We start from the raw sequence: 26,200 nt of genomic DNA, 5'->3' as shown, positions 1-26,200 counted from the left end.
GGCGAGGAAACTACGCCCGAGGAGGGCGGGTGATCGGATGCGGGAATGGTCCCGCATCTTCCAAGAGGGAACTGGGAGGTTCTTCGATGAATAGGTTTTTGACTACGACCGCGATGATCGCATTGGCTCTGGCCGGCGCGCATGTGTCCGCCCGTGCCGCCGACGTGAAAGAAGTTCAGATGCTGCACTGGTGGACGTCTGGCGGCGAGGCAGCGGCTTTGAACGTTCTGAAGCAGGATCTGTCGAAGGAAGGTTTTGCCTGGAAGGACGTTCCGGTGGCCGGCGGCGGCGGTGATGCGGCGATGACGGCGCTGAAGGCGATGGTTGCGGCCGGCACTTATCCGACCGCCTCGCAGATGCTCGGTTACACCGTGCTCGATTATGCTGAGGCCGGCGTCATGGGCGACCTGACCGAGACGGCAAAGAAGGAAGGCTGGGACAAGTCTGTTCCGGCGGCCTTGCAGAAGTTCTCGGTCTATGACGGCAAGTGGGTCGCAGCCCCGGTCAACGTGCACTCGGTCAACTGGCTGTGGATCAACAAGGCGGTGATGGACAAGATCGGCGGCACCCAGCCGAAGACCTTCGACGATCTGATCGCGCTGCTCGACAAGGCCAAGGCCGCAGGCGTCATCCCCTTGGCGCTCGGCGGCCAGAACTGGCAGGAAGCGACGATGTTCGATTCCATCGTGCTGTCGACCGGCGGACCGGAATTCTACAAGAAGGCCTTCAACGATCTCGACGAGGAGTCGCTGAAGTCGGACACGATGAAGAAGTCCTTCGACAATCTGGCGACGATCATCAAATATGTCGATCCGAACTTCTCCGGCCGCGACTGGAACCTGGCGACCGCCATGGTCATCAAGGGTGATGCGCTGGTGCAGGTGATGGGCGATTGGGCCAAGGGCGAATTCGTTGCCGCCAAGAAGACGCCTGATACCGACTTCCTCTGCTACCGCTTCCCCGGCACCGAAGGCAGCGTCATCTACAACTCCGACATGTTCGGCATGTTCAACGTTCCCGACGACCGCAAGGCAGCCCAGGTGGCGCTGGCCACGGCGACGCTGTCGAAGAGCTTCCAGTCGGCCTTCAACGTCGTCAAGGGTTCGGTGCCGGCCCGCACCGACGTTCCCGACACCGACTTCGACGCCTGCGGCAAGAAGGGCATCGCCGATCTGAAGGCGGCCAATGAGGGCGGCACGCTGTTCGGCTCGCTGGCCCAGGGCTATGGCGCGCCTCCGGCGATCGCCAATGCCTATAAGGACGTCGTCTCGAAGTTCGTCCACGGCCAGATCAAGAGCTCCGACGAAGCCGTCAAGCAGCTCGTCCAGGCGATCGACGACGCCCGCTGAGACCTTGGTTGATGCACACGCTTCCCCGCGCATGACGCGGGGAAGCTTCAGGCTCCGCGACGATCAGTATCGCCACGACCAGGCGGGGACGATCGGGCAGGGCCGATCATGCGGGAAGGGAGACAAGATACCATGAGCACAGTTGCGACCACCGATCCGGTTCTGACGCCGCGGCATTCGACGGCGATCTCGCTCAGAGGCCGGCTGCAGGATGCGCTGCCGAAGATCGTGCTGGCGCCGAGCTTCGTCATCACGCTCGTCTTCGTCTACGGCTTCATCGTCTGGACGGCCTATCTGTCCTTTACCAATTCCAAGACCTTTCCGTCTTATGCGCTGACCGGGGCGCGCGCCTATCAGCGGCTGTGGCGCTGGACCTTCGAGAGCGATCCGCCGTCCTCCTGGTATACCTCGATCACCAACATGGCGATCTTCGGCTTCCTCTATGTCGGCATCTGTTTGGCACTCGGCCTGTTCCTGGCGATCCTGCTCGACCAGAAGATCCGCGGCGAGGGGTTGCTCAGACCGATCTTCCTCTACCCGATGGCGCTCTCCTTCATCGTCACCGGCGTTGCCTGGAAATGGTTCCTCGATCCGGGCCTCGGGCTGGAGCAGACGCTGCACCACTTCGGCTGGACGAGCTTCCACTTCGACTGGATCAAGAACAAGGACTTCGTCATCTACACCGTCGTCATCGCCGGTGTCTGGCAGGCGTCGGGCTTCGTCATGGCGATGTTCCTGGCCGGCCTTCGCGGCATCGACGGCGAGATCATGAAGGCGGCGCAGATCGATGGCGCCTCGCCCTTGCAGCTTTATCGCCGCATCGTCATTCCGCTGCTGCGGCCGATCTTCCTGTCGGCCTTCATCGTGCTCGCCCATATGGCGATCAAATCCTACGACCTGGTGGTGGCGCTGACCTCGGGCGGGCCGGGTGGCTCGGCCTGGCTACCGTCCAACTTCATGTATGAATATACCTTCAAGCGCAACGAAATGGCCGTCGGCTCGGCCAGCGCCATCATCATGCTGATGACCATCTCGGCAATCATCGTTCCCTATCTCTATTCCGAACTGAAGGAGAAGGCCCGATGAGCAGCGTCACCACCTCCACCGTAGCTTCGACTGCACCGCTCTCACAAAGCAGCGACAGCCGGAACAACAACGCCCGCTGGATCGGCCGCCTCGCCATCTACGGGCTGCTGACGATCTTCGCCATCCTCTACCTGATGCCGCTCTTCGTCATGCTCGTGACCTCGTTCAAGACCATGGACGAGATCCAGGGCGGCAACATGCTGGCGCTGCCGCAGGCGCCGACCTTCGATCCCTGGATCAAGGCCTGGGGCGAGACCTGCGTCGGCCTGACCTGCGCCGGCATCAAGGGCTACTTCTGGAACTCGATCAAGATGGTGGTGCCGGCTGTGGCGATCTCCACCATCATGGGGGCGCTCAACGGTTATGTCCTGACCAAATGGCGGTTCCCCGGCCATACGCTGGTGTTCGGGCTGATGCTGTTTGCCTGCTTCATCCCGTTCCAGTCGGTGCTGCTGCCGATGGCGACCATTCTCGGCTCGCTCGGCCGCTTCGGCGTGACGCTGCAGAACGCCACCGGTTTTAACTTCGGCTTCGGCAATCCGACGGTCAACCTGGTCTTCGTCCATGTCGTCTATGGCCTCGGCTTCACCACGCTGTTCTTCCGCAATTTCTACGAGGCCTTCCCGACCGAACTGGTCCGCGCCGCCCAGGTCGACGGGGCCAGCTTCTTCCAGATCTTCCGCCGCATCATGCTGCCGAACTCGCTGCCGATCATCGTCGTCACGGTGATCTACCAGTTCACCAATATCTGGAACGACTTCCTGTTTGCCTCGGCCTATGCCGGCACCGGCGACTCCATGCCGATGACGGTGGCCTTGAACAATGTCGTCAACACCTCGACGGGTGTGGTCGAATACAATGTCAACATGGCTGCGGCGATGATCGCGGCCGTTCCCACACTGATCGTCTATATCCTCGCCGGCCGCTACTTCGTGCGCGGTCTGATGGCGGGGGCAGTCAAAGGGTAAGTCATGGCCTTCCTCGAAATCTCCGGTCTCAGAAAGCGTTTCGGCGCCGTCGACATTCTCAAGGGGATCGACCTCGAACTCGAAAAGGGCGGCTTTCTCGTGCTGGTCGGCCCGTCCGGCTGCGGCAAGTCGACCCTGCTCAACACCATTGCCGGGCTGGAGACGATCACCTCCGGCGATATCCGCATCGACGGGCGCGCCATCAACGGCCTGCACCCGTCCAAGCGCGACATCGCCATGGTGTTCCAGTCCTATGCGCTCTATCCGAACATGACGGTGGCAGGCAATATCGCCTTCGGCATGGAGATCCGCGGCGTACCCAAGGAAGAGCGCGCCAAGGCGATCAAGCAGGTCTCCGACATGCTGCAGATCGGCCATCTGCTCGACCGCAAGCCGTCGCAATTGTCCGGTGGCCAGCGCCAGCGCGTCGCCATGGGCCGGGCCTTGGTGCGCAATCCGCAGGTCTTCCTGTTCGACGAACCCTTGTCCAATCTCGACGCCAAGCTGCGCGTCGACATGCGCACCGAGATCAAGCGGCTGCATCAGCGCATGGGCACCACTTTCGTCTATGTCACCCATGACCAGATCGAGGCGATGACGCTGGCGACCAAGATCGCCGTGCTGAAAGACGGGGTGCTGCAGCAGTTCGGAACGCCGGCCGAGATCTATAACAGCCCCGCCAATCTCTTCGTCGCCGACTTCATGGGATCGCCGGCGATGAACCTGCTCAACGCCACCGTCGAAAACGGCGCCGGCGGGCTGGCCGTCTCACTCGAACGACCGAATGGCGCGCCGCTCCGACTGCCGGTCGTCGCAGGCAACAACGGCCTGTCTTCCTATGCCGGCCGCCAAGTGATCTTCGGCATCCGTCCAGAGGCGCTGACCGACCCCGACGGCGCCGACCGCAAGGCGCGCTCGCTGACCGAGGACGACTGCCTGATCGAGGTGGTCGAACCGGCCGGCTCCGACACCTTCGCCGTCACCAAGCTCGGCGGCAAATCCGTCGTCGCCCGCCTGCGCGCCGATGCCGGCATCGCTCCCGGACAGAACACACGCCTCGCCTTCAATCTCGACAAGGCCGTGTTCTTCGATCCGCAGAGCCAGGTGCGGATCGTGTGACGGCCAGGTGCTGATATGAGCAGTTCACCAGACATCGTCATCATCGGTTCAGGCATCGGCGGCTCCACCGTCGCGGCCGGCCTGGCAGCGACTGGCGCTGAGATATTGATCCTCGAAGCCGGCGATCACATTGCCGATCTCCCCGTCAATCGTGACCAGCGCGCGATCTTCCAGCGGGGGCATTTCCGACCGAAGGAAACCTGGTACGAGGCGAACGGCAAGGGCTTCAATCCCGGCAACTATTACAATGTCGGCGGCAATTCGAAGTTTTACGGCGCCGTCTTGTCGCGCTACCGCAAAGAGGATTTCGGCGTCATCCAGCACCGGGAGGGCGTGTCGCCGGCCTGGCCCTTTCCCTATGAAGAGCTAGAGCCGTGGTACTCGAAGGCGGAGCGGATGTATCAGGTTCGCGGCAGCTTGGGCGAAGATCCGACGGAACCGCACCACTCGGCTGGCTATGCGTATCCGCCGGTGCCCGAGGAGGCGCCGATCGCCGACATCAGGGCGCGCCTCAAGCAGAAGGGTCTGCATCCCTTTTCCCTGCCGCTCGGCATGGATCTCGAGGCCTGGCTTTCCAAGGCACGGACGCCCTGGGATGCGCATCCGAACGCACGGGACGGCAAGATGGACGCCGAGACCGCAGCCCTTGCGGTGGCGCTGAAGCATGAAAACGTCAGGCTCGAAACCAATGCGCGTGTGACGCGGCTCGACACCGGGGCCGGGAGCCGGATCGACCGGGTCACCTATGTGAGGAACGGTGAGACGCTGACGGTTTCGCCTGAGATAGTCATCCTTTCGGCCGGCGCGGTCCAGTCGTCGGTGCTGTTACTGCGTTCGAAGAACGACCGCTTCCCAAGGGGGCTGGCGAACGCCACCGACCAGGTGGGCCGCAACTTCATGAACCACAATGCCTCCGCCGTCATCGGCGTCTCTCCACGGTTTAAGAACACCTCCGTCTATCAGAAGACCTTTGCCTTCAACGACTTCTACCTCTCCGACGGGGAGGGTGGGCCACCACTCGGCAACGTGCAGCTCCTGGGTCGCATCTCCGAAAAGGTACTCAAGGGTTCCCTGCCGCAGGCGCCGGAATGGTTCCTGCGTTTCATCACCAACCATGCCATCGACTTCTATGCGATGAGCGAAGACGTTCCCAACCCGGAAAGCCGCGTCATCGTCGATGGAGATCGGATCATTCTCCAATGGCAGCGAACCAACTGGGATGCGCATCTGGCACTTGTCGCCAGGCTGAAGGCGATCCTGAAGTCGATCGGGTTCCCGATCGTGCTGTCGCGACCCTTCGACAAGCGCACGCCCTCCCATCAGTGCGGAACGGTCCGCATCGGAAACGATCCCGCGACGGCGCCTCTCGATCCCTATTGCCGATCATACGATCACGAGAACCTCTTCGTCGTCGACGCCGGTTTCCTGCCGACCTCGGCCGCGGTCAATCCTGCGCTCACCGTCGCCAGCCAGGCGCTCAGAGTTGCCGATCACATCGCGTCGAAGGACTTGCAGGCAAAATCAGATCCATTGGCGCGTGCCGGGCACAAATAGGACGGTAAAATGGGCTTCGATTACATCATCACAGGCGCCGGTCCCGCAGGCTGTGTTCTTGCAAGCCGGCTGAGCGAAGATCCCGATATCCGCGTCCTCCTGCTCGAAGCAGGCGGCGGCGACTGGAACCCTCTTTTTCACATGCCGGCGGGCTTCGCCAAGATGACCAAGGGCGTGGCCAGCTGGGGATGGCAAACCGTTCCCCAGAAGCACATGAAAGACCGGGTGCTTCGCTATACCCAGGCGAAGGTCATCGGCGGCGGCTCGTCAATCAACGCTCAGCTCTACACCCGCGGGAACGCCGCCGATTATGACCTCTGGGCCAGTGAAGACGGCTGCGAGGGCTGGGACTATCGCTCGATCCTGCCTTATTTCAAACGCGCCGAGGACAATCAGCGCTTCGCCGACGACTACCACGCCTATGGGGGCCCATTGGGTGTCTCGATGCCGGCAGCACCCCTGCCGATTTGCGATGCTTATATCCGTGCAGGGCAGGAGCTCGGCATTCCCTACAATCACGACTTCAACGGCCGCCAGCAGGCGGGCGTTGGATTTTACCAGCTGACGCAGCGCAATCGCCGCCGCTCCTCGGCATCGCTCGCCTATCTCTCGCCGATCAGGGACCGGAAGAACCTGACGGTCAGGACAGGCGCGCGCGTTACGCGGATCATCGTGGAAGGAGGCCGTGCGACAGGCGTCGAGATCGCGACCGCGGGCGGCTTGGAGATCGTGCGCGCCGAACGGGAAGTCTTGGTGTCGTCGGGCGCGATCGGATCGCCGAAGCTTCTCCTGCAGTCCGGCATCGGGCCGGCCGAACACCTCAAATCGGTGGGCGTCAAGGTGAACCACGATCTGCCTGGCGTCGGCGGCAACCTGCAGGATCACCTGGATCTTTTCGTCATCGCCGAATGCACCGGCGATCACACCTATGACGGCGTCGCAAAGCTTCACCGCACGCTCTGGGCCGGGGTTCAATATATCCTGTTCCGCACCGGTCCGGTGGCCTCGTCGCTCTTCGAGACCGGTGGCTTCTGGTATGCCGATCCCGATGCCAGGTCTCCCGATATCCAGTTTCACCTCGGGCTCGGATCGGGTATCGAAGCCGGCGTCGAGCGGCTGAAAAATGCGGGCGTGACGCTCAATTCCGCCTATCTGCATCCGCGCTCGCGCGGGACGGTGCGGCTGTCGTCGTCCGACCCGGGTGCAGCGCCCTTGATCGACCCCAACTACTGGTCCGATCCGTACGACCGGAAAATGTCCCTGGAAGGGCTCAAGATCGCCCGCGAGATCATGCAGCAGGCGGCGCTGAAACCCTTTGTTATGGCAGAAAGGCTTCCCGGGCCGAAGGTCATGACCGACGAGCAGCTGTTCGACTATGGCTGCGCCAATGCAAAGACCGATCATCATCCTGTGGGCACCTGCAAGATGGGAACGGGACCCGACGCGGTTGTCGGGCTGGATCTCAAGGTTCACGGCCTTGAAGGCCTGAGGGTATGCGATTCCTCGGTCATGCCGCGCGTGCCGTCCTGCAATACCAATGCGCCGACGATCATGGTCGGCGAAAAAGGATCGGATCTCATCAGGGGCTTGCCTGCGCTGCCCTCGGCTATCTTCGCCTATGAACGCAACGATACCCGGCCTCGGGCCCGCGCCGAAATCCGCTAAGGAGTAGTGAAATGTCTGAAGTGAGAGTTGCAGTGCTTGGCGCCTCGGGCTGGATGGGAAAGGTCCACACGATGGCCTATCAGACCTTTCCGCATTTCTTCGGCGTGTCGCACGGAACGGCGCGGATCGTCGCGCTGGTCGACGGCAATCCCGACGCTGCCGAGGATATTGCCAACAGGGCGCCGGGGGCCAGGATCTATCAGGATTGGAAGCTGGCGGTCGTCGATCCCGACGTCGATCTGATCGATATCTGCCTGCCCGATCACCTTCACTATCCTGTGGCCAAGGCAGCTCTGCTGGCCGGCAAACATGTCTATTGCGAGAAGCCATTGGCCAACACCGCCGATGAGGCGCGGGAACTTGCCGACATCGCCAGAGAGAAGGGTGTGATCACCCGTGTCGGACACGCCTTTCCCCGTAATCCCGTCCATGATCTGGCGAAAGACATCATAGAATCCGGCGAAATCGGCGAGATCAAGTTGTTCCGCGGCTCCCAGCACGTCGACATGTATGGTGATCCCATGGCCCCCTTCATGTGGCGCGCCGACGGCAAGCTGGCGCCGACCGGAATCGTCGGCGATACCGGCTCGCACATCTTCAGTTTCATGGATTTCCTGGTTGGCCGCGTCAGTTCCCTGATCGCCGACAATCTGATTGTCACGCCGCGCCGGCCCGTTGTCGAGGGCCTTGATTATGGCGAGCAGGTGAAACTGACAGGCAGCGAATCCTGGGCCGATATTACCAACCCCGACGCAACGAACCTGCTCTGCCGCTTTGCCAACGGCGCCGGCGGGATCGTCGATTTCAGCCGTGTCGCGACCGGCCGCAAGTTCATGCAGACTTATGAAGTCTATGGAACGAAAGGCAGCATTGCCTATACCTATGACGAGATAAACCGGCTGCGCTTCTATTCCAACGACGACCGCACGGGGCGGCGCGGCTTCCGGGAGATCGATGTAGGCCCGGAAAATCCCACCTTCCGCGCTTTCCTTCCCCTGCCGAATTTCGGCATAGGCTACAACGAAAGCAAGATCATCGAGGTGGCCGAGGTGATCCGCTCGATCGTTGCAAACACACCGATGTGGCCGACCTTCGATACCGGCCACCATATCTGCCAGATCGTCGACGCATGCATGGAGTCTTCCCGCCAGAAGCGCTGGGTCGACATCCCGTTGGGCTGAAGTCGATGAGAACGGCTGTTCCGCAGGAAATTCTCGACGCGCTGACCGATGTCGACATGCCCAAGCTCCCGTCGGAGGCTGGCCCCTCGGGCTCGACCCGGCTCGCCGGCATCGCGGTGCCGGTCTATCGAGCCGGCTGCGTCGTCGTCGGATCGGGTGCCGCAGGTCTGCGTGCAGCCGTGGAAATGAAGCGGCGCGGTGACGACGTCGTCATCATCAGCCAAAGCGCATGGGGCGGAACCTCCGCCTGCTCGGGATCCGACAAGCAGACCCTGCACACGGCCAATACGGCCGACCAGGGCGACAATTACCGGGCGATGGCCCGCGCCATCCGCAGCGGCGGGGCAATGGACGAAGACACGGCCTATGCCGAGGCCGTTGGCTCGTCGCGGATGATGGCGTCACTGCAGTTCTTAGGCCTGCCGCTGCCGCAGGATCCGCTCGGGGGCACGCTGAGATATCAGACCGATCACGACGAGGTCGGCCGCGCCACCAGCTGCGGCCCGCGCACCTCGCGCCTGATGGTCAAGGTGCTGGCCGAGGAGGCGATCCGGCTTGCCGTGCCCTTCTACAATCAGACCACCGCGGTCAAAATCCTCACGGAAGGTGAGGGAGCGGGCCGCCATGTCGTCGGCATCCTCGCCATGCGCGCCGGCGACCGCACGGAAGAAAACCCGCTGGGCATCGCGCTCTTCGTGAGTGACGTGATCGTGCTCGCAGCCGGCGGGCCGGGCGAGCTTTACCGCGACAGCGTCTATCCCAACGGCTGCTTCGGCTCGCTCGGGCTGGCGCTCGAGGCAGGCGTCGAGCTCGTCAACCTGACCGAAAGCCAGTTCGGCATCGGAACGCGCAGGGAAGGCTTCCCGTGGAATCTGTCGGGCACTTATGTCCAGGCGATCCCGCACATTTACTCGGTCGATGCCGAAGGCGTCGAACATCACTTCCTGGCGCAATATTACCGCAGTACGAGGGAATTGGCGTCGAACGTCTTCCGCAAGGGCTATCAATGGCCGTTTCATGCGACCCGCATGCTCGATTTCGGCTCGAGCCTGGTAGACCTCGCCATCCACTGCGAGACGGCCGCGGGACGGCGTGTCTTCATGGACTTCAATCGCAATCCGCTGCCGGTATCGGGCGACTTGCCATTCAGCTTGGAGAGGCTTGACGAAGACGTCCGCCTCTATCTCGGCAAGGCCGGCGCCGGCCAGGACATGCCGATCGATCGATTGAAGCACATGAACCCGCTCGCGATCGAGCTCTACCGCCGCTACAAGATCGACATCGCCGCCGAGCCGCTGGAATTCGCCGTCAACAACCAGCACATGAACGGCGGCGTGATGGTCGACACATGGGGCCGCAGCAATCTTGCCGGCTGCTACGCGGTCGGCGAGGCCGCGGGCACACATGGCGTGACACGGCCCGGTGGCGCAGCACTCAATGCCGGGCAAGTCTTCGGCACCCGGGCGGCCGAGCATATCAGCGCAAGCGGCATGGCAAAGCGGCCCGCCACGGGCGAGATCTCAGCGATCGCAGAGGCAGGCATCACAACGCTGCTGGCCGCTCTCCGGACCCAGAGCCCGCTGGCCGTCAAGGCAATCCGCTCGGAAGTGCAGGCGCGAATGAGCGAGAAGGCCGGCATTATCTGCGATCAGGAAAGCGTCGGCCGGGCCTTGATCGAGGCGCGTAAGCTGAATGCCGACATTCGCGCTAAAGGTATCGCCTACGGCCGCGCAGCCGAGGCAGTCCGGGGCGTGCAATGGCGGCATATGGCGCTCGCCTCGGAAGCGGTGCTCAGCGCACTCGACTTCTTCATCTGTAATGGCGGCGGCAGCCGCGGAGCGCGGGCGATATGCGATGCCGAGGGCGAATCCCTTCCGCATGCGAACGCAGGCCCATTGGAGGAATATCGCTTTCGGAGGGAACGCGAGGCGCATCGGGGTGAGCAGATCGTCGTTCGGCTCGAGGGCGATGAGATCAGACTTTCGACGCGTGCAAACCGCACGTTGGATGAAAACGCCAAATCCTTCTTCGAGCGAGACTGGCCAGCCTGGCTGACAGGCCGCATCTATGATCTCGGGGCGGATGAATGAGCTGGCATCGCGGCTCAAACGGCTGCAGCGCTGGGAACGTCGAGTTCGATCATGACGGGTGCGTGATCGCTCGTATGCTCCCAGCCTCGCGGCTTTCTCCGGACGGTCGCCGACCGAAGCCATGGCGCGACGGCCGGGCTGAGCAGGAGGTGGTCGATCCGTAGCCCCGCGTCGCGCTCGAAGCTGTTGCGCCAGTATTTCCAGAAGGTGTAGATGCGCTCGTCCGGATGCAGATGCCTGACGGCGTCGGTCCAGCCCTGGCCAACGAGATGGGCATAGGCCTTGCGAACTTCCGGCCTGAAAAGCGCGTCGTCCAGCCAGCGTTCCGGCTTATAGACGTCGATCTCCGTCGGCATGACATTGAAGTCGCCGGCCAGGATCGACGGCACTTCGAGTTCCAGCAGTTCGGCGGCGTAGTCGTGCAGGCGACGGAACCAGTGGAGCTTATAGTCGAACTTGGCGCCTGGAAACGGATTGCCGTTCGGCAGATAGAGGCATCCGACCACGATGCCGTCGATGACGGCTTCGATATAGCGGCTGTGGGTGTCATCGGGATCGCCGGGAAGACCGCGCCGTGTCAGGATCGGCGTCTTGCCTTTCGCCAATATGGCGACCCCGTTCCACGATCTCTGTCCGTGCCAGACGGCGCCGTAGCCGGATCGTTCGATCTCTTTTCGCGGAAACCCGGCGTCGTCTGTCTTCAGTTCCTGGAGGCAGACCACATCGGGGGCGTCCTCCTTGAGCCAGCGCAACAGGATGGCCAGCCGTCCATTGATCCCGTTGACGTTATAGGTTGCGATTTTCACGCTGATTGCTCAACGCGTCGCTCCGAACACGAAGGCGATGCCGGCGACGATCGCGATCGCCGTCAACGGCTGCTGGCGTATCCGATCTTCGACGTCCTGGACAAAGCTTCGCGCTTCCGCCTTCGCCAGGCGGGCCGTCCCGGAAGCCACCTCCGAAGCGGTTTCCGCCACCCGGCCGGCTTCTCTCTGAAGCAAGCGCCTTTCGCGATCGACATCGGAGGCCTCGTGGACGCCGCCGGTTTCGCCGGTCGAGCGCAGGGCTTGGTCGACGAGCGGATACGCCTCGTCGCGCCTGGTGGGATCGGGCTCCCGCTTCACCCGCTCAGCCGCCTCGATATCGCTGCGGCCGACAGGGATCGAGGTATGGGTGACCGACACAGGGTCGGAGGCCGGAAAGGTGCCCTCGATGCCTCTGTCGAGCTCACCCTTTCGAGCCCTTCTTTGCTGCTCTGCCTGCTCTTTTCGTAGGGACTGGACTGCGGGGGATTCGTTCGGGTTTGCCATCACTGTTTCCTCTGTTGCTCTTCGACAATCAAATCGGCGACGGGGAAAGAAGTTCCAGAAAAATGCATCCTCTTATGCGGCCACGTGTTGACGAGAAGGCGAACATCGCCGATGGCTTCGCTGCGCAATCCAGTGCCGGCGGTACTGGATCGAACTTTTTCTCGCTCGTGGCCTCTGCAATCCGGCGGGCGGGACCAAAGTCCGGCCTGATCTAGTACCTAGGTCCGGTTGCATTTGCTCGCCGGAACGGCGAAAATTGGCGAGCGTCTAAATTGCGTAACAGACGGCGAAAAACGGACGAGGCTATGGCATGACACTCTCGAAACGCGATTTTCTGAGATTGGGCGGCAGCGCGGCCATTGCTCTCGCCGCTGCCGCATCGCCGGCCACATTCAACCTCGACGGCTCCCTTCCTGTTTTGGCGGTAAAAAGCGCCCAGGCAAAGGACGGCAATAACGGGAATGGCAATGGAAACGGCAACGGCGGAGGAAATGGCAACGGCGGCGGTAACGGCAACGGCGGAGGTGGCGGTAGCGGCAATAGTGGCGGCAACGGCAATAGCGGTTCGGGCAACAGCGCCGGCGGAGGCTCCAGCAATGGTGCCGGATCCTCTGCTTCTTCCTCCGCGACTGGAGCCTCGCAGGGCGCGGGCGCGAAAGCAACCGAAGCGTCCGATGGCTCGATCGACGTCCGCCATGCGAACGGCATTACCGAAACCTTGCGGCGTGGCCGCTACGTGATGAAGGACGGAAAAGGCCGGACGATCATAAGCCGGCAAGCGACGGCAAACGATGCCCGCCGGCTAGGCCGCTACCTTCGCTAACAAGCCCGAAGCGGGGATGACAACTGGTCTAGCGCTGCTGGCGCCATTGAAGAGCCGCTTCCGTCCGGTTCGAGACGCCGAGCTTGCTCAAAATCTGTGTCATATGATGCTTCACCGTCTTTTCCTGTAGGCTGAGACGCAAGCCGATATGCTTGTTTGACAAGCCTTGAGCGACCAGATCCATCACCTCGCGTTCCCGTGGCGTCAGACTGTTCTTGTCGGGGGCGCCGCCATTCAGCGAATTCTCCATGACCTTTGTCGACATTGTCGGCGAGATAAAGCGTGATCCGCTCAGGACAGTCTGGATGGCTTCGGCGAGACCGCGCGAGCCGACACCTTTGAGAACATAGCCCATTGCGCCCCGCTGCAGGGCTGCCATCAGCGTGTCCACCTCTTCGGATACGGTCAGCATCAGCACTTTCGTTGCCGGGCTCCGCGCCAGCACGTCGCTGATCGCCGACAGCCCGCCGCCGGGCATCGAGACATCGAGGAGCATGATGTCGGGACGGTTGTTCGCGGCGATCATCGCAGCGTCATCGCTGCTGGCGCCTTCCCCAACGACGGCAAAGTTGCTGATCTCGGAGAGGCTCCGGGTTACGCCCTCGCGAAAAAGCGGATGGTCGTCCACGACGCCGATCGTGATGGATGTCATGTCTAATCTCCCACTTCCATAGGCTCGAAGGTCATGGTCACCGTCGTCCCTCCTTCGCCTGTCTTGACGTCGAATGATCCTCCGAGGCTGTCGATCCGTTCGCGCAGCCCCACCAGGCCGAGGCTCGTTGGCCTCACCTCCATCGGGTCGAAGCCATCGCCACGGTCGCTGACCTCGACATGTACATGACCATCGTGCGAGACAGCGCTTACGGTCTGCTGAATACCGCCGCCGTGGCGATAGGCATTATTCAAGGCTTCCTGAACGAAGCGATAAATACAGATCTTTACGGCAGGCGCGGGTTCGGGTCCATCGTCGTCGATGATTGTTTCGACACGGGTTTCGGTCTTGTGCTGATGCGCTTCGACCACCCGCGTCACGATCTCGGTGATCGAGGATTTCTCGATCTGCGGGAGCACCAGCCCGCTGCAGATATTGCGGATCTCGGTCATCGCCTCTGCAAGGCTCGAACGTATCCACGCGAGCTCCTTTTCGCGCGCTTCGGGCGGGGTCGACGCATTGATCAACATATCACTGTCCAGCCGCAATGAGGCATAGGCAATATGCTGGGCGGGGCCGTCGTGCAGATCGGCGCCAATGCTGCGCAGATATGTTTCGTTCAGCGCCGCCACGCGCTGGGAGGCGCGCTGCAGCCGGCGCTGCAGCCCGCGGTTTTCCGCCAGCAGCGCAGACAGATCATTGACCCGTTCCTTGAGATCCTTCCGCTGCGCTTCGATCGTCCGGCTGACCCGAAACACTAGGACGGCGAGAACAAGGAAAAAGATTGCTGTCAGAGCGGCGACGGCGGCCCAACTCCGGAGCCTGGCATTGGCCAGACTGTCGCCTAGTCCTTGCGCGGTCTCGTAGAATTCGATGACGGCGACGGCCTGTCCGGACCATGGCTGGAGCACAGGGTTGTAGATTTCCATCAGCGGCTTACCAAGTGCGCGCTCCTTCTCGCTTTCCGGATCGTCGGCGATTTCGTAGCGCGCAACGAGAGACCCTGCGAAGGCTTTTCGGAGCTTGTCGTTGACCGGAAACGTGCTGCCGACCAGCGCCTTTTCGTTCGAGTAGAGAATGGTGCCATCGCTTCGCCACAGCTTGAACGAAACAAGCCGCCGGCCGAGCGCGCCTTGACCAAGCGTTTCGTCCAGAGCCTGGGCGCTGCCTTCATCCAGGAATGATGCCGTTTGCATGTCGGGAAGCAGCGGCGCGACAACGCTGTCGACATAGAGCGCTGTCGCAGCTCCGGAATTGTAGATGACCGCCTCCTCGATGAGATGGGTGACGAGAAGGCCCACCAGGAACATGGCGGCAATCGAGATCAACCCACCCGCGATGAAGAACTGGGAGGCGAGTGAGCGGGCATTCCAGCGGCGAAGCCAATTCATTGTGATACCGGTAAAAGACTTGCCGACTAACCTATCGCTTCCTCGAAATTTTTCCAGACAGCGTTAGGGGACATCCCTGGTATCGAAGATTTCGGCGCCCCTTATGCTTTTCGTCAATTGGAGCGTATCGCCTGACATGGCTGCACCGAAAACGTAGAGAAGGGCAGCCAGAACGACAACAAGTGCGACGACGCACACGTTACAGGCGTCATTGACACGGGATCTATTGGTCTGAGCCATTTCAGGATCTCCTTCACCCCTTCGAAACGGCGCGGTCCTGTCCGCGTTCCAACACCGGGACTTCGGTCTGACAGGCCTCGGACCTAGGTCCGGCCCCCGTGGACGTCACCAGATTCAGTCATATTTCAGCACTGAATGGTTCGGGGTTCTGGAGATTTGCGAGTGACAATTTCTGCTGACATCGAAAACGGCGCTCGCGCCGCATTTGCTACGTCTCCCGCACCATTCGATGAAGGTGTGGCCGAGCTTTACCAGACCCTTCTCGTGCCGATCCTCTTCGATCCCTATGCGGCGGAGATGGCGGTCGCCGCCGACCAGTCGAAACCTGGCAGCGTTCTCGAACTCGCTGCGGGGACGGGGGCCTTGACGCGCGCTCTGCGCGCGATGCTTGATCCGCCAACGGAAATCGTTGCCACCGACCTTAGCCAGGCGATGATCGACATCGGCGCGCCATCGGTGACGATGTCGCGTACCCACTGGATGCAGGCCGATGCGCAAAATCTCCCCTTCGCGCCTGAGATGTTCGATCTCGTCATCTGCCAGTTCGGCGCAATGTTCTTTCCCGACAAGGTGAAGGCCTATTGCGAGGCTGAAAGGGTGTTGCGCAGGAAAGGCCGTTTTCTATTTTCGACGTGGGATTCCCTCTCGGCCAACGACTTCGCGAGCTGTGTGGACGAATGTCTGGCAGGCATCTTCCCATCCGACCCCCCGGATTTTCTCCGGCGCTTGCCATACTCCTACTTCGACCCCGGCACCATCAACGCGCAGATGTCGTCGGCAGGATTTGAGGCAGTGACCTGCGACCGGCTCGAATTGACCTCCGTCGCGACCAGCGCGCACGACGTGGCAGCCGCCTTCTGCCAGGGCACGCTTCTGCGGGGCGAGATCGAATGGCGGGCGCCGGAACGCATGTCCGAGATCGTCGACCAGGTGGCCGAGCAAGTGGAAGCGCGGCATGGAGCTTGCCCTAGCGGCGGCATGAGCGCGTTGGTGATCGCCGGCCGCGTTTCGTAGTTCCCTAGGGGCTGCGTGCCAATCCATCCTCCACACGCAGTGCTTAAAAGGCCTATCCGGCAAGCTATGACGGCTCGCCGGCCTTCTGTTCGTTCGCATGGGGAGGTTCGTGTATGGCGCGGCTAACGTGTTTTTCGATCTCGAAGCAGGTCTCGTCGTACTCCAGCACCAGCTTCCAATCGAACCCGCGCCTGCGAACGGCGTCGCGCGCTTCGACGGCCATCTGATAGGCCTCGAAAAGTTGGAGCTGCCATGGGTCGCGGGTTTCCATGATCAGCTTCCGCATCTCCGGCAGCCGCATCGCCAGGCGTCTGCGCCCAGCCTCCCTGCGGTTGGATCGTGCCATCTCCTTCAGTCTCCTGCCTATGCCGGAAAGACCGGTTCCTTTCGATCTGAAAGTAGTGCCGGCAACGGACATTGAAATGGACCCGGACCAAAGGCCGAGCTCGATCGGACTGAGGTCCGGGGTGTGGAACGACCACGCCGCTAACTGGTTGGTTTGGCAGCGGTCAGCAAGGCCGCTTCAAAACAGAAGGAGGAAAATATGCTCTCCAAGCTTATCGTCTGTGCGGCAACTGCTGCGACCCTCATGTCCGGCGTCGCATTCGCCCAGTCCTCGACCGTCAATGGTGCGGCCGGTGGTGCGGTCACCGGGGCGATTGTCGGTGGCCCCGTTGGCGCTGCTGTCGGCGGTGTTGCCGGCGCCATCGTCGGCACCGCGATCGATCCGCCGCCGCAGAAGGTCGTCACCTATGTCCGCGAAGCTCCGGCACCTTCGGCGCGCGTGGTCGTCAAGGAGAAGGTTGTCGTCGGGCAGCCGCTGCCGGAAACGGTCGTCGTGACGCCTATTCCGGATGATCCGACATATGCCTACGCGGTGGTCAATGATGAACGTGTCATCGTCGAACCGTCATCTCGCAAGGTGATCCAGGTTATCAAGTGACCTGATCCTCTCCGCGGTCCCGTGCCGCGGCTTACTCCCGAAATCATCGTTTAGAACAGCCGCACGGCGCGTAGCAGCGTCGTCGTGCGGACAAAATCAGTGAGATTGTTATGAAGGCCAAGATACTTGCCGTCCTGATCACGGCACTCTCGATCGGCGTCTCGCCAATCGCCATCATATCCGCCTCAGCGCAGGATGCGCCGATCCTTCCGAAGAAGGGTGCGGCTCAGAACGACCAGTCCAGCGGTGGTGCTGCGCAGCAGCCGGAAGCGGGCGGTGCGGGCGCATCGACAAGCCAGGGCACGCAGCAGCCTTCAGGCTCTGACGGAAGCTCGTCGGGCGCATCCTCTGGGACCCCCACCGAAGGATCCTCCGATCAGACGGCAACCGAGCCGGGCGCGAAGACGCAGTCCGGAAGCTCCGGAAGCTCGGAGACCCGCAAGTCGAAACAGTCCTCGACGGAAAGCCAGAAGCCTGCCGGCAGCCCGGACTCCCAGACATCCACCGGCACCTCGACCGGTGGCGAAACCCAAAAATCCGGCGATGCCGCGAAGTCTTCCGGCAGTTCGACCGAGACCCAGTCGAACAGCAAGACGAACGTCGAGAACAAAAACACGTCGGTCGACAGCAACACCAAGACCGAGACGAACAACACGACCAACGTCAACATCTCGGTCGAGCAGCAGACGGAAATCCGGACTGTCGTAAAGAACGTTCATGTCGAGCCGGTTCATGAGACGGATTTCACGGTCTCGGTTGGTACCGCTATCCCGAAGAAGATCAGGCTTGAGCCGCTGCCGCCGCGGATCGTGGAAATCGTTCCGCAGTACAAGGCCTATCGTTTCTTCGTCCTCGCCGACGGCCGGATCGTCATCGTCGATCCCTCTGCGTTGACAATCGTCTACATCATTTCGGCATAGAGCCGGCACCCGGCGGCCCCCCGCCGACAGGAGGAGAGAGGAACATGATCTATTCCGAAGAGAAATCCGCTGGCCTGGCTCTGCCGCTGATCGCCATCCTGCTGGCAATCGCCGGTATCCTCGCCGTGCTTGCCGTTACCGGCAGCCGACAGGGCAGCACGGCCGGCCGTGTCTGGGTTCCACAGGTGCAGCAACTGGGAGCGGGACAATGAACGGGCTCGCATCCGTAGCCTTCGGCATCGTCAGCTCGGTCGGGGCCTGCATAGCCGCTGCATCCATTGCCTCCCACGTCGCGGCAGATTCCGAACCGCATGCCTTGCAGAACCTAGCCGAGCCCGATCTCTGGACGACGGGGGCGGTCAAAGTCGAGCCCCATCAGCAGCGCTATGAACGGATCGCGCCCGTCTATTCTAGCTATGTCACCGAGGTGCCGGTCGTCATGACGGCAAGGGCGAAGTCGGATCCCACCGGCCCGTCAACCGAACCCCCGGCGCCGCAACCAAAATTTTCGGCCGAGCACCTTGCCTGGTGCGCACAACGTTACCGCTCCTTCGATCCTGAGACCAACAGCTATCGATCCTACAGCGGTGAGATCCGCGCCTGCTCTTCACCGCACCAGCTTGATGTCGCCGCGGCCGATGAAGGCGCGGGCACGACAGTAAATGCACAGGCGGCGGCCTGGTGCGCCGCTCGCTACAGGTCGTATCGGCGTGAAGACAATACATATCAACCTTGGGACGGCCCACGGCGCAACTGCGACGCGCCGGTGCTCGTGGCGACGAGCAATTGATCGTGGCCGCACCGCTCCATGTCGGACCAAAGTCCGTGTTGCAAACGCTACGGTTGTGATATCGGTTGCATTGAGGGTCGGAGATCAGGGGATGGCGACGACGCTGGTAACGGAAATTCAGAGGGCGCAGGCAAGGCTCCGGTTCCTGAGCAGGGCGGATCGGGGCGCTCTTATCATCCGCATTCTGCGCGAGCTGCAGACCCATCGGCATGATGTTCTCGGCCATGTGCCGGCCGACCGCTGTGTCTGGATCGACAGGCTCATTGCCTCCGTTTCCTCGACGATAGCGGAGATCACCGGCATGCCGGACGCCGAATTCAATCGTGTCCTGAACGAGTTTGAAAAGCTCATGGCGACACTGCAGGATGTTTCACATGCGGAAACGCGATTGAAGACAATTCATTGAAGAGGAATTGGCCGCGGTCTTATTGCGGTCTCGTTTTTCCGAGTGCAAAATTTGGTCGCTTCCGGCCGCCCACCTGAAACCGATCCCTTCGTGCAAGCGTTCTCTGTCCATGACCGAAACGGCAGATCGTGACAAAGCGCCGGCGGGCGATGACGACCCCAAGCCCGGCGCCGACGTATCTTTCCCCTATAACAGGATGACCGTCGAGCAATTCCGAAAGCGTTTCCCGCGTGCCCGCTGGAGCGATGCCCGCAAGGCCTGGTTCGTTCCCGGCCGGACGGCGCCGCGCCGCATCGGGCGATGGCTTGCCGAATTGGAGGCCGAAGCCGACGCCCATGCGGATGCCAAGGGCCGCGATGCCTTCGCCTTCGATCCGATCGATAGCCCGTATCTTCAACTCGGCAAAGCAGGTTTTCGAATCCGCACGCCATACTCGAAAACCGTCGTCGACGAACTGCGCGAGGTGTCGTTCTCCTGGTGGGACGGCGATCTCAGAATATGGCACGTTCCCTTCCGATCCTATGAGGACCTCAGACGCAGATGGCCGGATATCGAAGCGGCGGCTCGCAGAAACGAGCCGGAAGAGAGACGGCGCCGGGCCGAGGAGCGGAAAGGGACGGAACAGGAGATGCGCAGCAAGCTGCGCTCTGCGGAACGAAAGCGTCATCGCTACCCGCTTCCCGGCAACGATCTACCGCCGCTGGGAAGACCGGTCGCCATCTCCTACGGCATCGTCATCTTTACTTATATCACCGGCGAACTGGCCGACCCGGATATCGTCGCGGATTTTTATCCCGGCGTGACCGAGGATCACGTCTGGGGATATTGGCGGGCGCCCACGCTCGAAGAACTAGTCCGCACCTGGCCTGCGAAAACGCTTGTCGTTCAAGGTGCCGAGTGGTGGCTGCCGACGATCGAGGAACTGAGGCCGGCGCGCCGCGCGGCAAGATCGCGCGAAGCCAGGAGGCGTGGGAAGACGCCTGTGATTTGAAGGAGGACATAAGCGACTACGCCTAAAGTCCGAGGATCTTTGCTCGATGGAACAAGTTTCGGCGATGGCCATTTGTCGTCTATGAAAACAGCCCTGTCGATGTCGCTGCTCGCTTTGATCATCTCCGTTGGCGATGGCATCGCGGCGGAACTCAAACCCGATGCAATCAACGCCGCTTCGATTGCTTCCACTAAAGCAGAAAAGCGCTCGTCCGAGGATCCGGACCCGGCAATCGTCCGCCTTCAGGTCCTTCTCGACCGGGTCGGCGCATCTCCTGGCGTCATCGACGGGCTCGCCGGCGAGAACGTCAACAAGGCGGTGGCCGGTTTCGAGGCCATGAACAACCTCCCCATCGATGGCAAGCCGGACCCGGACGTCGTTTCCCGCTTGGAAGACGATGTCGCCGATCGTCGAGAGCTACGTCGTCTCGGCGGACGATGCCAAGGGCCTCGTCGATCGGATACCCGAGGATTATGGCGAGAAGGCCAGGATGCAGAGCTTGGGATATACCAGTGTTGCGGAAAAGCTGTCCGAGCGGTTCCACATGGGTATCGATCTCGTCAATGCGCTCAACCCGGCTTCGCAATTTGCGCCCGGGGATACGGTGTGGGTAGTGAACCCCGGTCTCCCGCGGAAAGGCAAGGTCAAGAGGATAGAAGCTGACAGGATGACGGGCCAGGTGCTGGCCTATGCCGAGGACGGAGCGCTGCTTGCAGTCTATCCCGCGACGATCGGCAGCGAGGACAATCCGGCGCCGTCGGGCAAGCATAAGGTCAAGGGCGTCGCGAGGATGCCGGTCTACCGCTATGACCCGAAGCGCAACTTCAAGCAGGGAAAGAACGACAAGGTCCTGACCATTCCGAAAGGGCCGAACGGCCCGGTCGGCACCATATGGATCGATCTGACCGAGCCGACCTATGGCATACACGGGACACCTGAGCCAAAGCTGATCGACAAAGTCGGCTCGCATGGCTGCGTGCGGCTGACGAACTGGGACGCCGAAGAACTGGCCGGCATGGTCAAGCCGGGCGTCCTGGTCGACTTCGCCAATCGAAGTTCAGCCGCTCCGAAGTGAGAGAGAAGAGATCGTCAATCCCCACCCTCGTTTCGCCCCATCGGCGTTTACGAAGCCTTGGCTTCGAAAGCGGGGGCAAAATCACCGAGCGATTTCGCCTTGAGGATCGTGCCCTCGATATCCTGCTCCACGATCGCCTCCAGATCGGCGAAGCTGTCGATGACGTAGTAGATCGGCTGGAGAATATCGATGCGGTAAGGCGTCCTCAGCACGCTCAGCAGATCGAACGGCCGAAACTCGCAAGCTGTGCCTTCGGTTGCCGCCTTGGCTTCACTTGGTGATGAGACGATGCCTGCGCCGAAGCAGCGGCGGCCCTGCGGCGTGTTGATCAGCCCGAACTCGACGGTGAACCAGAAGATCCGGAACAGGTGCCAGGAATAACCTTTGCCGAGGCGGACGGCAGTTTCGCCGAAATGGCGGACGAAATTGGCATAGCTCTGGTTGGTCAGCAGCGGGCAATGGCCGAACACCTCGTGGAACAGGTCCGGTTCCTCGATATAGTCGATATGCTCGCGGCGGCGCAGGAAGGTTGCCAGCGGGAATTTGCCTTGCGACAGAAGCTCGTAAAAGCGCGAGGGCGGGATGAGCGCCGGCACGCCTTCGACGCCGAAGCCGGTGGTCTCGTTCAGGCGTCTGTTCACATCGAGAAGCTGCGGCACCTTCTCCGGCTTGAGCCCCAGCAGCGTGACGCCGTCCAGATATTCGCGGCAGGCGGTATCGGCCAGCATCTTCATCTGGCGCCGGTAGAGTTCGCCCCAGATCGCATCTTCCTCGGCTGTGTAGTCATAAAGGCCGTCCGGGCCGGGTAGTTTGGCGGTGTAGCTGCTTTCCTTGGTCATAGGCAGATCCTCCCGGAACATGACGATATGGCTGCCATTATCCTCCAGCTTTGGCGGATTTTCTTTTCTTTCATCTTGGATTTTGCGATAATGGTGGCAAACTTTCCCGACCTCTGGACCATAAATGAAAGAAACTGGGAACTTTCGCCGAAACCTTCTGCAGCTCATTCAGGCCGACGGCAGCCTGTCGCTGGCAGATCTGGCTGAGAAGGCCGGCATGTCGCAGAGCTCGGCTTGGCGGAAGATCCAGGAACTCGAAGCCGATGGCGTCATCCGCAAGCGCGTTACGCTGCTCGATCCCGGCAAACTCGATCTCAAGCTCTGCGTGATCGCGCATGTGACGCTGGAAGATCACCACGAAGAGGCGGTGGCCTCTTTCGCTTCGGTGGTGCTGGAGCGGCCGGAGATCATGGAGTGTTACGCCTTGTCGGGCGCCTTCGACTATATGCTGAAGATCCGGGCGAGGGACGTCGAAAGCTACGAAGCCTTCATGACGCGCTACCTCATGCGCAACCCGCATGTGCGCACGGTGGTCTCGAGCTTCGTGCTGCGCGAGCTGAAATTCTCGACCGAATTGCCGCTGTGAAGCCTGCCGCCGGCGGTGCAGGGATGCCTTCAAACTTATCGCATGCTGTCGCCATGCCGGCTGCCCGGCATGTGCACAGGAAAGCCTTCGAATGTCTTCAGCGTGTCGAGCACGATCGAGGTCTTCACGTGCTGGACTGACTCGTGTGGCAAGAGAACGTCGTTGACGAATTTTGAAAGGTCGGCGAGGCCGCGGGCCGCCACCTTCAGGTGGTAGTCCATTTCACCCGTCAAAGCATAGGCTTCAAGAACTTCCGGCAGCCCGTTGATCAACTGCGAAAATCTGCGGGCATTGTCTCTATTGTGGGTCGCAAGCGTCACGGAAATGACCACCAGCATGTCCAGACCCAGCTTCTCCCGATCGAGATAGGCCCGGTAGCTGCGAATATAGCCCTCGGCTTCCAGCCGCGTGCGCCGGCGCGAGCATTGCGACGGTGAAAGCGCGATCCGATCCCCCAGTTCGTTATTCGTCAACCTGCCGTCCTTTTGCAGTTCATCGAGCAGGCGCAAGTCCAATTTGTCGAGCTGTTCATCCATTGCACAAAATCTCCATAATGCTCACGAACCGTGCATAATATCTCCTCATGGCATGAAGAATGCAAGGATTTTGCGCGTGTTTTGCGCCACACTTTGCGCAGTCAAACTCCATCTCGTCAGGAGGAGAAAATGGGTCCTTTCCCGCACGATGCGCCGCCATCCGAAATCACCGCCGACAACCCAGCCGGCACCGACGGTTTTGAATTCGTCGAGTTCGCGCATCCCGAACCCGAAAAGCTCAGCGAACTTTTCACGCGCATGGGCTACGTCCGGGTCGCCAGGCACAAGACAAAAGACATCACCGTCTGGCGCCAGGGCGACATCAACTATGTCGTCAATGCCGAGCCCGGCAGCCATGCCGCCCGCTTTGTCGAGCAACATGGTCCCTGCGCCGCGTCGATGGCCTGGCGTGTCGTCGACGCCAAACATGCTTTCGACCATGCGGTTTCGAAAGGCGCCGTCCCCTATGAAGGCGACGACAAGATGCTCGACGTCCCCGCCATCACAGGCATCGGCGGCTCGCTGCTCTATTTCGTCGAGACCTATGGGGCGAAGGGGTCGGCTTACGAGGCCGAGTTCGATTGGCTGGGTGAGCGCAATCCGCGACCCGAGGGGATCGGTTTCTATTATCTCGACCATCTCACCCACAACGTCTTCCGCGGCAACATGGACAAATGGTGGGATTTTTACCGCGAGCTGTTCAACTTCAAGCAGATCCACTTCTTCGACATTGACGGCCGCATCACCGGTCTGGTCAGCCGCGCCATCACCTCGCCCTGCGGCAAGATCCGCATTCCGCTAAATGAATCGAAGGACGACACCAGCCAGATCGAGGAATATCTGAAGAAGTACCGGGGCGAGGGCATCCAGCATATCGCCGTCGGCACCGAGGATATTTATGGGGCGACCGACCGCCTTGCCGATAATGGGTTGCGTTTCATGCCGGGGCCACCGGAGACCTATTACGACATGTCCTATGAACGGGTGAACGGCCATAGCGAACCCATCGAACGCATGAAGAAGCACGGCATCCTGATCGACGGGGAGGGCGTGGTGAATGGCGGCATGACAAAGATCCTGCTGCAAATCTTCTCCAAAACCGTCATCGGCCCGATCTTCTTCGAATTCATTCAGCGCAAGGGTGACGAGGGTTTCGGCGAAGGCAACTTCCGGGCGCTGTTCGAGTCGATCGAGGCCGATCAGATCAAGCGTGGTGTCATCGGGACGGCAGCGGAGTAAACACCTGAGCGCCGCGTCCCTGAACGATGCGCGGCGCTGGAGGGATTGAGGGAGGAGTTGAGCAATGGACCAGACATCGATCCAGGCTTCCGGCGGTGAAGCTGCGACGGCAAGCACGCTGAAATATATGCCGGGCTTCGGCAACGATTTCGAGACCGAGTCGCTTCCTGGCGCTTTGCCGCAGGGCCAGAACAGCCCGCAGAAATGCAATTACGGTCTCTATGCCGAGCAGCTTTCCGGCTCGCCTTTCACTGCGCCGCGCGGGACGAATGAGAGGTCGTGGCTTTACCGCATTCGCCCGAGCGTGCGCCACACCCGCCGCTTCTCCAACGCTTCCTATCCGCTCTGGAAAACCGCGCCTTGCCTCGACGAGCATTCGCTGCCTCTCGGTCAGCTTCGCTGGGATCCCATCCCCGCACCCGAGGAGAAACTGAATTTTCTGGAAGGGATGCGGACCGTCACGACGGCAGGCGATGCCGCCACCCAGGTGGGCATGTCAGCCCATGCCTACGTCTTCAACGAGGACATGGTCGACGACTACTTCTTCAATGCCGATGGCGAATTGCTGATCGTGCCGCAGCTCGGCGCTATCCGGGTGTTCACCGAAATGGGCATCATGGATGTCGAGCCCCTGGAAATATGCCTCATCCCCCGCGGCATGATGTTCAAGATCCTCAGGACCGGCGAGCAGGCGGTCTGGCGCGGCTACATTTGCGAGAACTACGGCGCCAAATTCACGCTGCCGGACCGTGGGCCGATCGGCGCCAACTGCCTGGCGAACCCGCGCGACTTCAAGACACCCGTCGCCGCCTTCGAGGACAAGGAAACGCCGTGCCGCGTGCACGTGAAATGGTGCGGCAAATTCTATGTGACGGAGATCGGCCACTCGCCGCTCGACGTGGTGGCCTGGCACGGCAACTATGCCCCGTTCAAATATGACCTCAGGACATTTTCTCCGGTCGGCGCCATCCGCTTCGATCACCCCGATCCGTCGATTTTCTCGGTTCTGACCGCCCCGACCGAGGATGCCGGGACGGCGAATGTCGATTTCGTGATCTTTCCGCCGCGTTGGCTGGTCGCCGAGCACACATTCCGTCCGCCCTGGTATCACCGCAACATCATGAGTGAGTTCATGGGCCTGATCCATGGCCAGTATGATGCCAAGGAAGAGGGCTTCGTGCCGGGCGGCATGAGCCTTCATAATATGATGCTTCCCCACGGTCCGGACGCGCTCGCCTTCGAAAAGGCAGCCAATGCCGAGCTGAAACCTGTGAAGCTCGACCACACCATGGCCTTCATGTTCGAGACCCGATACCCGCAGCAACTGACGAAATATGCGGCCGAGCTGGAAACGCTGCAGGACGATTATCTCGAATGCTGGGATGGGTTGGAGCGCAAGTTCGACGGTACCCCCGGTATCAAGTGATAACATC

Annotated in this window: 26 protein-coding genes and 1 pseudogene; 20 read left to right on the top strand and 7 right to left on the bottom strand. The window is 61.3% G+C overall.

What is annotated here, in order from left to right; genetic code table 11:
* The first annotated feature begins 86 nt into the window (after window positions 1-86).
* The 8 genes from ACS4RS_RS21380 (at window position 87) to ACS4RS_RS21345 (ending at window position 11,012) form a co-directional block, all read left to right on the top strand.
* Window positions 87-1,349 (top strand): extracellular solute-binding protein, encoded by a 1,263-nt coding sequence (locus ACS4RS_RS21380; RefSeq protein ID WP_439009346.1) that lies wholly within the window; start codon window positions 87-89, stop codon window positions 1,347-1,349.
* A 132-nt stretch (window positions 1,350-1,481) separates the two neighbouring features.
* Window positions 1,482-2,435 (top strand): carbohydrate ABC transporter permease, encoded by a 954-nt coding sequence (locus ACS4RS_RS21375; protein WP_179610742.1) that lies wholly within the window; start codon window positions 1,482-1,484, stop codon window positions 2,433-2,435.
* Window positions 2,432-3,403: an ABC transporter permease subunit gene (locus ACS4RS_RS21370; RefSeq protein ID WP_439009347.1), complete on the top strand. Its 972-nt coding sequence runs from the start codon at window positions 2,432-2,434 to the stop codon at window positions 3,401-3,403. Before ACS4RS_RS21375 ends, ACS4RS_RS21370 begins: the two co-directional genes overlap by 4 nt.
* A 3-nt stretch (window positions 3,404-3,406) precedes the next feature.
* Entirely contained in the window at window positions 3,407-4,522 is a 1,116-nt protein-coding gene (locus ACS4RS_RS21365; RefSeq protein WP_439009348.1) for a sn-glycerol-3-phosphate ABC transporter ATP-binding protein UgpC, read from the top strand.
* Between the two features lie 15 nt (window positions 4,523-4,537).
* On the top strand, window positions 4,538-6,076 hold the full coding sequence (locus tag ACS4RS_RS21360) for an FAD-dependent oxidoreductase (protein WP_439009349.1): 1,539 nt from the start codon (window positions 4,538-4,540) through the stop codon (window positions 6,074-6,076).
* Between the two features lie 9 nt (window positions 6,077-6,085).
* Window positions 6,086-7,741, top strand: a complete 1,656-nt coding sequence (locus ACS4RS_RS21355) for a GMC family oxidoreductase N-terminal domain-containing protein (protein ID WP_439009350.1) — start codon at window positions 6,086-6,088, stop codon at window positions 7,739-7,741.
* 11 nt (window positions 7,742-7,752) lie between these two features.
* Window positions 7,753-8,922, top strand: a complete 1,170-nt coding sequence (locus tag ACS4RS_RS21350; RefSeq protein ID WP_439009351.1) for a Gfo/Idh/MocA family oxidoreductase — start codon at window positions 7,753-7,755, stop codon at window positions 8,920-8,922.
* Window positions 8,923-8,927: 5 nt separating this feature from the next.
* On the top strand, window positions 8,928-11,012 hold the full coding sequence (locus ACS4RS_RS21345; protein WP_439009352.1) for an FAD-binding protein: 2,085 nt from the start codon (window positions 8,928-8,930) through the stop codon (window positions 11,010-11,012).
* 14 nt (window positions 11,013-11,026) lie between these two features.
* Here the strand turns inward: ACS4RS_RS21345 and xth are convergent, their stop codons facing one another.
* Both xth and ACS4RS_RS21335 read right to left on the bottom strand, forming a co-directional pair.
* The gene (gene xth, locus ACS4RS_RS21340) at window positions 11,027-11,818 is read right to left on the bottom strand and encodes an exodeoxyribonuclease III (protein WP_439009353.1); all 792 of its coding nucleotides are present in this window, start codon (window positions 11,816-11,818) and stop codon (window positions 11,027-11,029) included.
* 9 nt (window positions 11,819-11,827) lie between these two features.
* Window positions 11,828-12,322 carry a hypothetical protein gene (locus ACS4RS_RS21335; protein WP_439009354.1) on the bottom strand — a complete coding sequence of 165 codons (495 nt, stop codon included), beginning with the start codon at window positions 12,320-12,322 and terminating at the stop codon, window positions 11,828-11,830.
* 310 nt (window positions 12,323-12,632) lie between these two features.
* On the opposite strand from ACS4RS_RS21335, the gene ACS4RS_RS21330 reads away from it, so the two are divergent.
* A complete protein-coding gene (locus ACS4RS_RS21330; RefSeq protein WP_439009355.1) occupies window positions 12,633-13,145 on the top strand; it encodes a hypothetical protein in 513 nt (170 codons plus the stop codon).
* A gap of 28 nt (window positions 13,146-13,173) precedes the next feature.
* Here ACS4RS_RS21330 and ACS4RS_RS21325 read toward each other — a convergent pair whose 3' ends face one another.
* Both ACS4RS_RS21325 and ACS4RS_RS21320 read right to left on the bottom strand, forming a co-directional pair.
* Window positions 13,174-13,797: a response regulator gene (locus tag ACS4RS_RS21325; RefSeq protein WP_439009356.1), complete on the bottom strand. Its 624-nt coding sequence runs from the start codon at window positions 13,795-13,797 to the stop codon at window positions 13,174-13,176.
* A 2-nt stretch (window positions 13,798-13,799) separates the two neighbouring features.
* Entirely contained in the window at window positions 13,800-15,188 is a 1,389-nt protein-coding gene (locus ACS4RS_RS21320) for an ATP-binding protein (protein ID WP_439009357.1), read from the bottom strand.
* A gap of 402 nt (window positions 15,189-15,590) precedes the next feature.
* On the opposite strand from ACS4RS_RS21320, the gene ACS4RS_RS21315 reads away from it, so the two are divergent.
* Window positions 15,591-16,442 (top strand): methyltransferase domain-containing protein, encoded by an 852-nt coding sequence (locus tag ACS4RS_RS21315; RefSeq protein ID WP_439009358.1) that lies wholly within the window; start codon window positions 15,591-15,593, stop codon window positions 16,440-16,442.
* A gap of 64 nt (window positions 16,443-16,506) precedes the next feature.
* On the opposite strand, the gene ACS4RS_RS21310 is transcribed toward ACS4RS_RS21315, so the two are convergent.
* Window positions 16,507-16,788 (bottom strand): hypothetical protein, encoded by a 282-nt coding sequence (locus ACS4RS_RS21310; protein WP_439009359.1) that lies wholly within the window; start codon window positions 16,786-16,788, stop codon window positions 16,507-16,509.
* A gap of 198 nt (window positions 16,789-16,986) precedes the next feature.
* On the opposite strand from ACS4RS_RS21310, the gene ACS4RS_RS21305 reads away from it, so the two are divergent.
* The 7 genes and pseudogenes from ACS4RS_RS21305 (at window position 16,987) to ACS4RS_RS21275 (ending at window position 21,567) form a co-directional block, all read left to right on the top strand.
* Window positions 16,987-17,385 (top strand): DUF1236 domain-containing protein, encoded by a 399-nt coding sequence (locus ACS4RS_RS21305; RefSeq protein WP_003587123.1) that lies wholly within the window; start codon window positions 16,987-16,989, stop codon window positions 17,383-17,385.
* Window positions 17,386-17,495: 110 nt separating this feature from the next.
* On the top strand, window positions 17,496-18,305 hold the full coding sequence (locus ACS4RS_RS21300) for a DUF1236 domain-containing protein (RefSeq protein WP_439009360.1): 810 nt from the start codon (window positions 17,496-17,498) through the stop codon (window positions 18,303-18,305).
* Between the two features lie 44 nt (window positions 18,306-18,349).
* The gene (locus tag ACS4RS_RS21295; RefSeq protein WP_439009361.1) at window positions 18,350-18,517 is read left to right on the top strand and encodes a hypothetical protein; all 168 of its coding nucleotides are present in this window, start codon (window positions 18,350-18,352) and stop codon (window positions 18,515-18,517) included.
* A complete protein-coding gene (locus ACS4RS_RS21290; RefSeq protein WP_439009362.1) occupies window positions 18,514-19,095 on the top strand; it encodes a BA14K family protein in 582 nt (193 codons plus the stop codon). Before ACS4RS_RS21295 ends, ACS4RS_RS21290 begins: the two co-directional genes overlap by 4 nt.
* Window positions 19,096-19,186: 91 nt before the next feature.
* Entirely contained in the window at window positions 19,187-19,501 is a 315-nt protein-coding gene (locus ACS4RS_RS21285; RefSeq protein WP_439009363.1) for a hypothetical protein, read from the top strand.
* A gap of 109 nt (window positions 19,502-19,610) precedes the next feature.
* Window positions 19,611-20,492 carry a hypothetical protein gene (locus tag ACS4RS_RS21280; RefSeq protein ID WP_439009364.1) on the top strand — a complete coding sequence of 294 codons (882 nt, stop codon included), beginning with the start codon at window positions 19,611-19,613 and terminating at the stop codon, window positions 20,490-20,492.
* Window positions 20,493-20,573: 81 nt separating this feature from the next.
* A pseudogene (locus tag ACS4RS_RS21275) lies at window positions 20,574-21,567 on the top strand (L,D-transpeptidase family protein).
* Window positions 21,568-21,614: 47 nt separating this feature from the next.
* On the opposite strand, the gene ACS4RS_RS21270 reads toward ACS4RS_RS21275, so the two are convergent.
* Window positions 21,615-22,406 (bottom strand): phenylalanine 4-monooxygenase, encoded by a 792-nt coding sequence (locus ACS4RS_RS21270; RefSeq protein WP_003587114.1) that lies wholly within the window; start codon window positions 22,404-22,406, stop codon window positions 21,615-21,617.
* Window positions 22,407-22,530: 124 nt separating this feature from the next.
* Here ACS4RS_RS21270 and ACS4RS_RS21265 point away from each other — a divergent pair, with 124 nt between their 5' ends.
* Complete coding sequence (locus ACS4RS_RS21265; protein ID WP_439009366.1) at window positions 22,531-22,992, top strand: Lrp/AsnC ligand binding domain-containing protein; 462 nt, start codon at window positions 22,531-22,533, stop codon at window positions 22,990-22,992.
* Window positions 22,993-23,027: 35 nt separating this feature from the next.
* Here ACS4RS_RS21265 and ACS4RS_RS21260 read toward each other — a convergent pair whose 3' ends face one another.
* Window positions 23,028-23,528, bottom strand: a complete 501-nt coding sequence (locus tag ACS4RS_RS21260; protein WP_439009367.1) for an Lrp/AsnC ligand binding domain-containing protein — start codon at window positions 23,526-23,528, stop codon at window positions 23,028-23,030.
* Between the two features lie 129 nt (window positions 23,529-23,657).
* On the opposite strand from ACS4RS_RS21260, the gene hppD reads away from it, so the two are divergent.
* Window positions 23,658-24,767, top strand: a complete 1,110-nt coding sequence (gene hppD, locus ACS4RS_RS21255; RefSeq protein WP_439009368.1) for a 4-hydroxyphenylpyruvate dioxygenase — start codon at window positions 23,658-23,660, stop codon at window positions 24,765-24,767.
* 64 nt (window positions 24,768-24,831) lie between these two features.
* Complete coding sequence (gene hmgA, locus ACS4RS_RS21250; RefSeq protein ID WP_439009369.1) at window positions 24,832-26,193, top strand: homogentisate 1,2-dioxygenase; 1,362 nt, start codon at window positions 24,832-24,834, stop codon at window positions 26,191-26,193.
* Window positions 26,194-26,200: the final 7 nt, after the last annotated feature.

The organism is Rhizobium sp. F40D2 (genome assembly GCF_051810745.2).
Classification (GTDB): Bacteria; Pseudomonadota; Alphaproteobacteria; order Rhizobiales; family Rhizobiaceae; genus Rhizobium.
Note: the sequence above shows the minus strand (reverse complement) of the source record. Positions and strands in the feature narration are given on the sequence as shown.

What these genes read in the sequence shown, in the direction of transcription:
- ACS4RS_RS21380 (WP_439009346.1), top strand. Translation starts at nt 87, where the DNA reads ATGAATAGGTTTTTGACTACGACCGCGATGATCGCATTGGCTCTGGCC.
- ACS4RS_RS21335 (WP_439009354.1), bottom strand. Translation starts at nt 12,322, where the DNA reads ATGGCAAACCCGAACGAATCCCCCGCAGTCCAGTCCCTACGAAAAGAG.
- ACS4RS_RS21365 (WP_439009348.1), top strand. Translation starts at nt 3,407, where the DNA reads ATGGCCTTCCTCGAAATCTCCGGTCTCAGAAAGCGTTTCGGCGCCGTC.
- ACS4RS_RS21375 (WP_179610742.1), top strand. Translation starts at nt 1,482, where the DNA reads ATGAGCACAGTTGCGACCACCGATCCGGTTCTGACGCCGCGGCATTCG.
- hmgA (WP_439009369.1), top strand. Translation starts at nt 24,832, where the DNA reads ATGGACCAGACATCGATCCAGGCTTCCGGCGGTGAAGCTGCGACGGCA.
- ACS4RS_RS21325 (WP_439009356.1), bottom strand. Translation starts at nt 13,797, where the DNA reads ATGACATCCATCACGATCGGCGTCGTGGACGACCATCCGCTTTTTCGC.
- ACS4RS_RS21330 (WP_439009355.1), top strand. Translation starts at nt 12,633, where the DNA reads ATGACACTCTCGAAACGCGATTTTCTGAGATTGGGCGGCAGCGCGGCC.
- ACS4RS_RS21305 (WP_003587123.1), top strand. Translation starts at nt 16,987, where the DNA reads ATGCTCTCCAAGCTTATCGTCTGTGCGGCAACTGCTGCGACCCTCATG.
- ACS4RS_RS21260 (WP_439009367.1), bottom strand. Translation starts at nt 23,528, where the DNA reads ATGGATGAACAGCTCGACAAATTGGACTTGCGCCTGCTCGATGAACTG.
- ACS4RS_RS21355 (WP_439009350.1), top strand. Translation starts at nt 6,086, where the DNA reads ATGGGCTTCGATTACATCATCACAGGCGCCGGTCCCGCAGGCTGTGTT.
- hppD (WP_439009368.1), top strand. Translation starts at nt 23,658, where the DNA reads ATGGGTCCTTTCCCGCACGATGCGCCGCCATCCGAAATCACCGCCGAC.
- ACS4RS_RS21345 (WP_439009352.1), top strand. Translation starts at nt 8,928, where the DNA reads ATGAGAACGGCTGTTCCGCAGGAAATTCTCGACGCGCTGACCGATGTC.
- ACS4RS_RS21290 (WP_439009362.1), top strand. Translation starts at nt 18,514, where the DNA reads ATGAACGGGCTCGCATCCGTAGCCTTCGGCATCGTCAGCTCGGTCGGG.
- ACS4RS_RS21320 (WP_439009357.1), bottom strand. Translation starts at nt 15,188, where the DNA reads ATGAATTGGCTTCGCCGCTGGAATGCCCGCTCACTCGCCTCCCAGTTC.
- ACS4RS_RS21350 (WP_439009351.1), top strand. Translation starts at nt 7,753, where the DNA reads ATGTCTGAAGTGAGAGTTGCAGTGCTTGGCGCCTCGGGCTGGATGGGA.
- ACS4RS_RS21300 (WP_439009360.1), top strand. Translation starts at nt 17,496, where the DNA reads ATGAAGGCCAAGATACTTGCCGTCCTGATCACGGCACTCTCGATCGGC.
- ACS4RS_RS21370 (WP_439009347.1), top strand. Translation starts at nt 2,432, where the DNA reads ATGAGCAGCGTCACCACCTCCACCGTAGCTTCGACTGCACCGCTCTCA.
- ACS4RS_RS21280 (WP_439009364.1), top strand. Translation starts at nt 19,611, where the DNA reads ATGACCGAAACGGCAGATCGTGACAAAGCGCCGGCGGGCGATGACGAC.
- ACS4RS_RS21265 (WP_439009366.1), top strand. Translation starts at nt 22,531, where the DNA reads ATGAAAGAAACTGGGAACTTTCGCCGAAACCTTCTGCAGCTCATTCAG.
- ACS4RS_RS21295 (WP_439009361.1), top strand. Translation starts at nt 18,350, where the DNA reads ATGATCTATTCCGAAGAGAAATCCGCTGGCCTGGCTCTGCCGCTGATC.
- ACS4RS_RS21360 (WP_439009349.1), top strand. Translation starts at nt 4,538, where the DNA reads ATGAGCAGTTCACCAGACATCGTCATCATCGGTTCAGGCATCGGCGGC.
- ACS4RS_RS21270 (WP_003587114.1), bottom strand. Translation starts at nt 22,406, where the DNA reads ATGACCAAGGAAAGCAGCTACACCGCCAAACTACCCGGCCCGGACGGC.
- ACS4RS_RS21285 (WP_439009363.1), top strand. Translation starts at nt 19,187, where the DNA reads ATGGCGACGACGCTGGTAACGGAAATTCAGAGGGCGCAGGCAAGGCTC.
- ACS4RS_RS21310 (WP_439009359.1), bottom strand. Translation starts at nt 16,788, where the DNA reads ATGGCACGATCCAACCGCAGGGAGGCTGGGCGCAGACGCCTGGCGATG.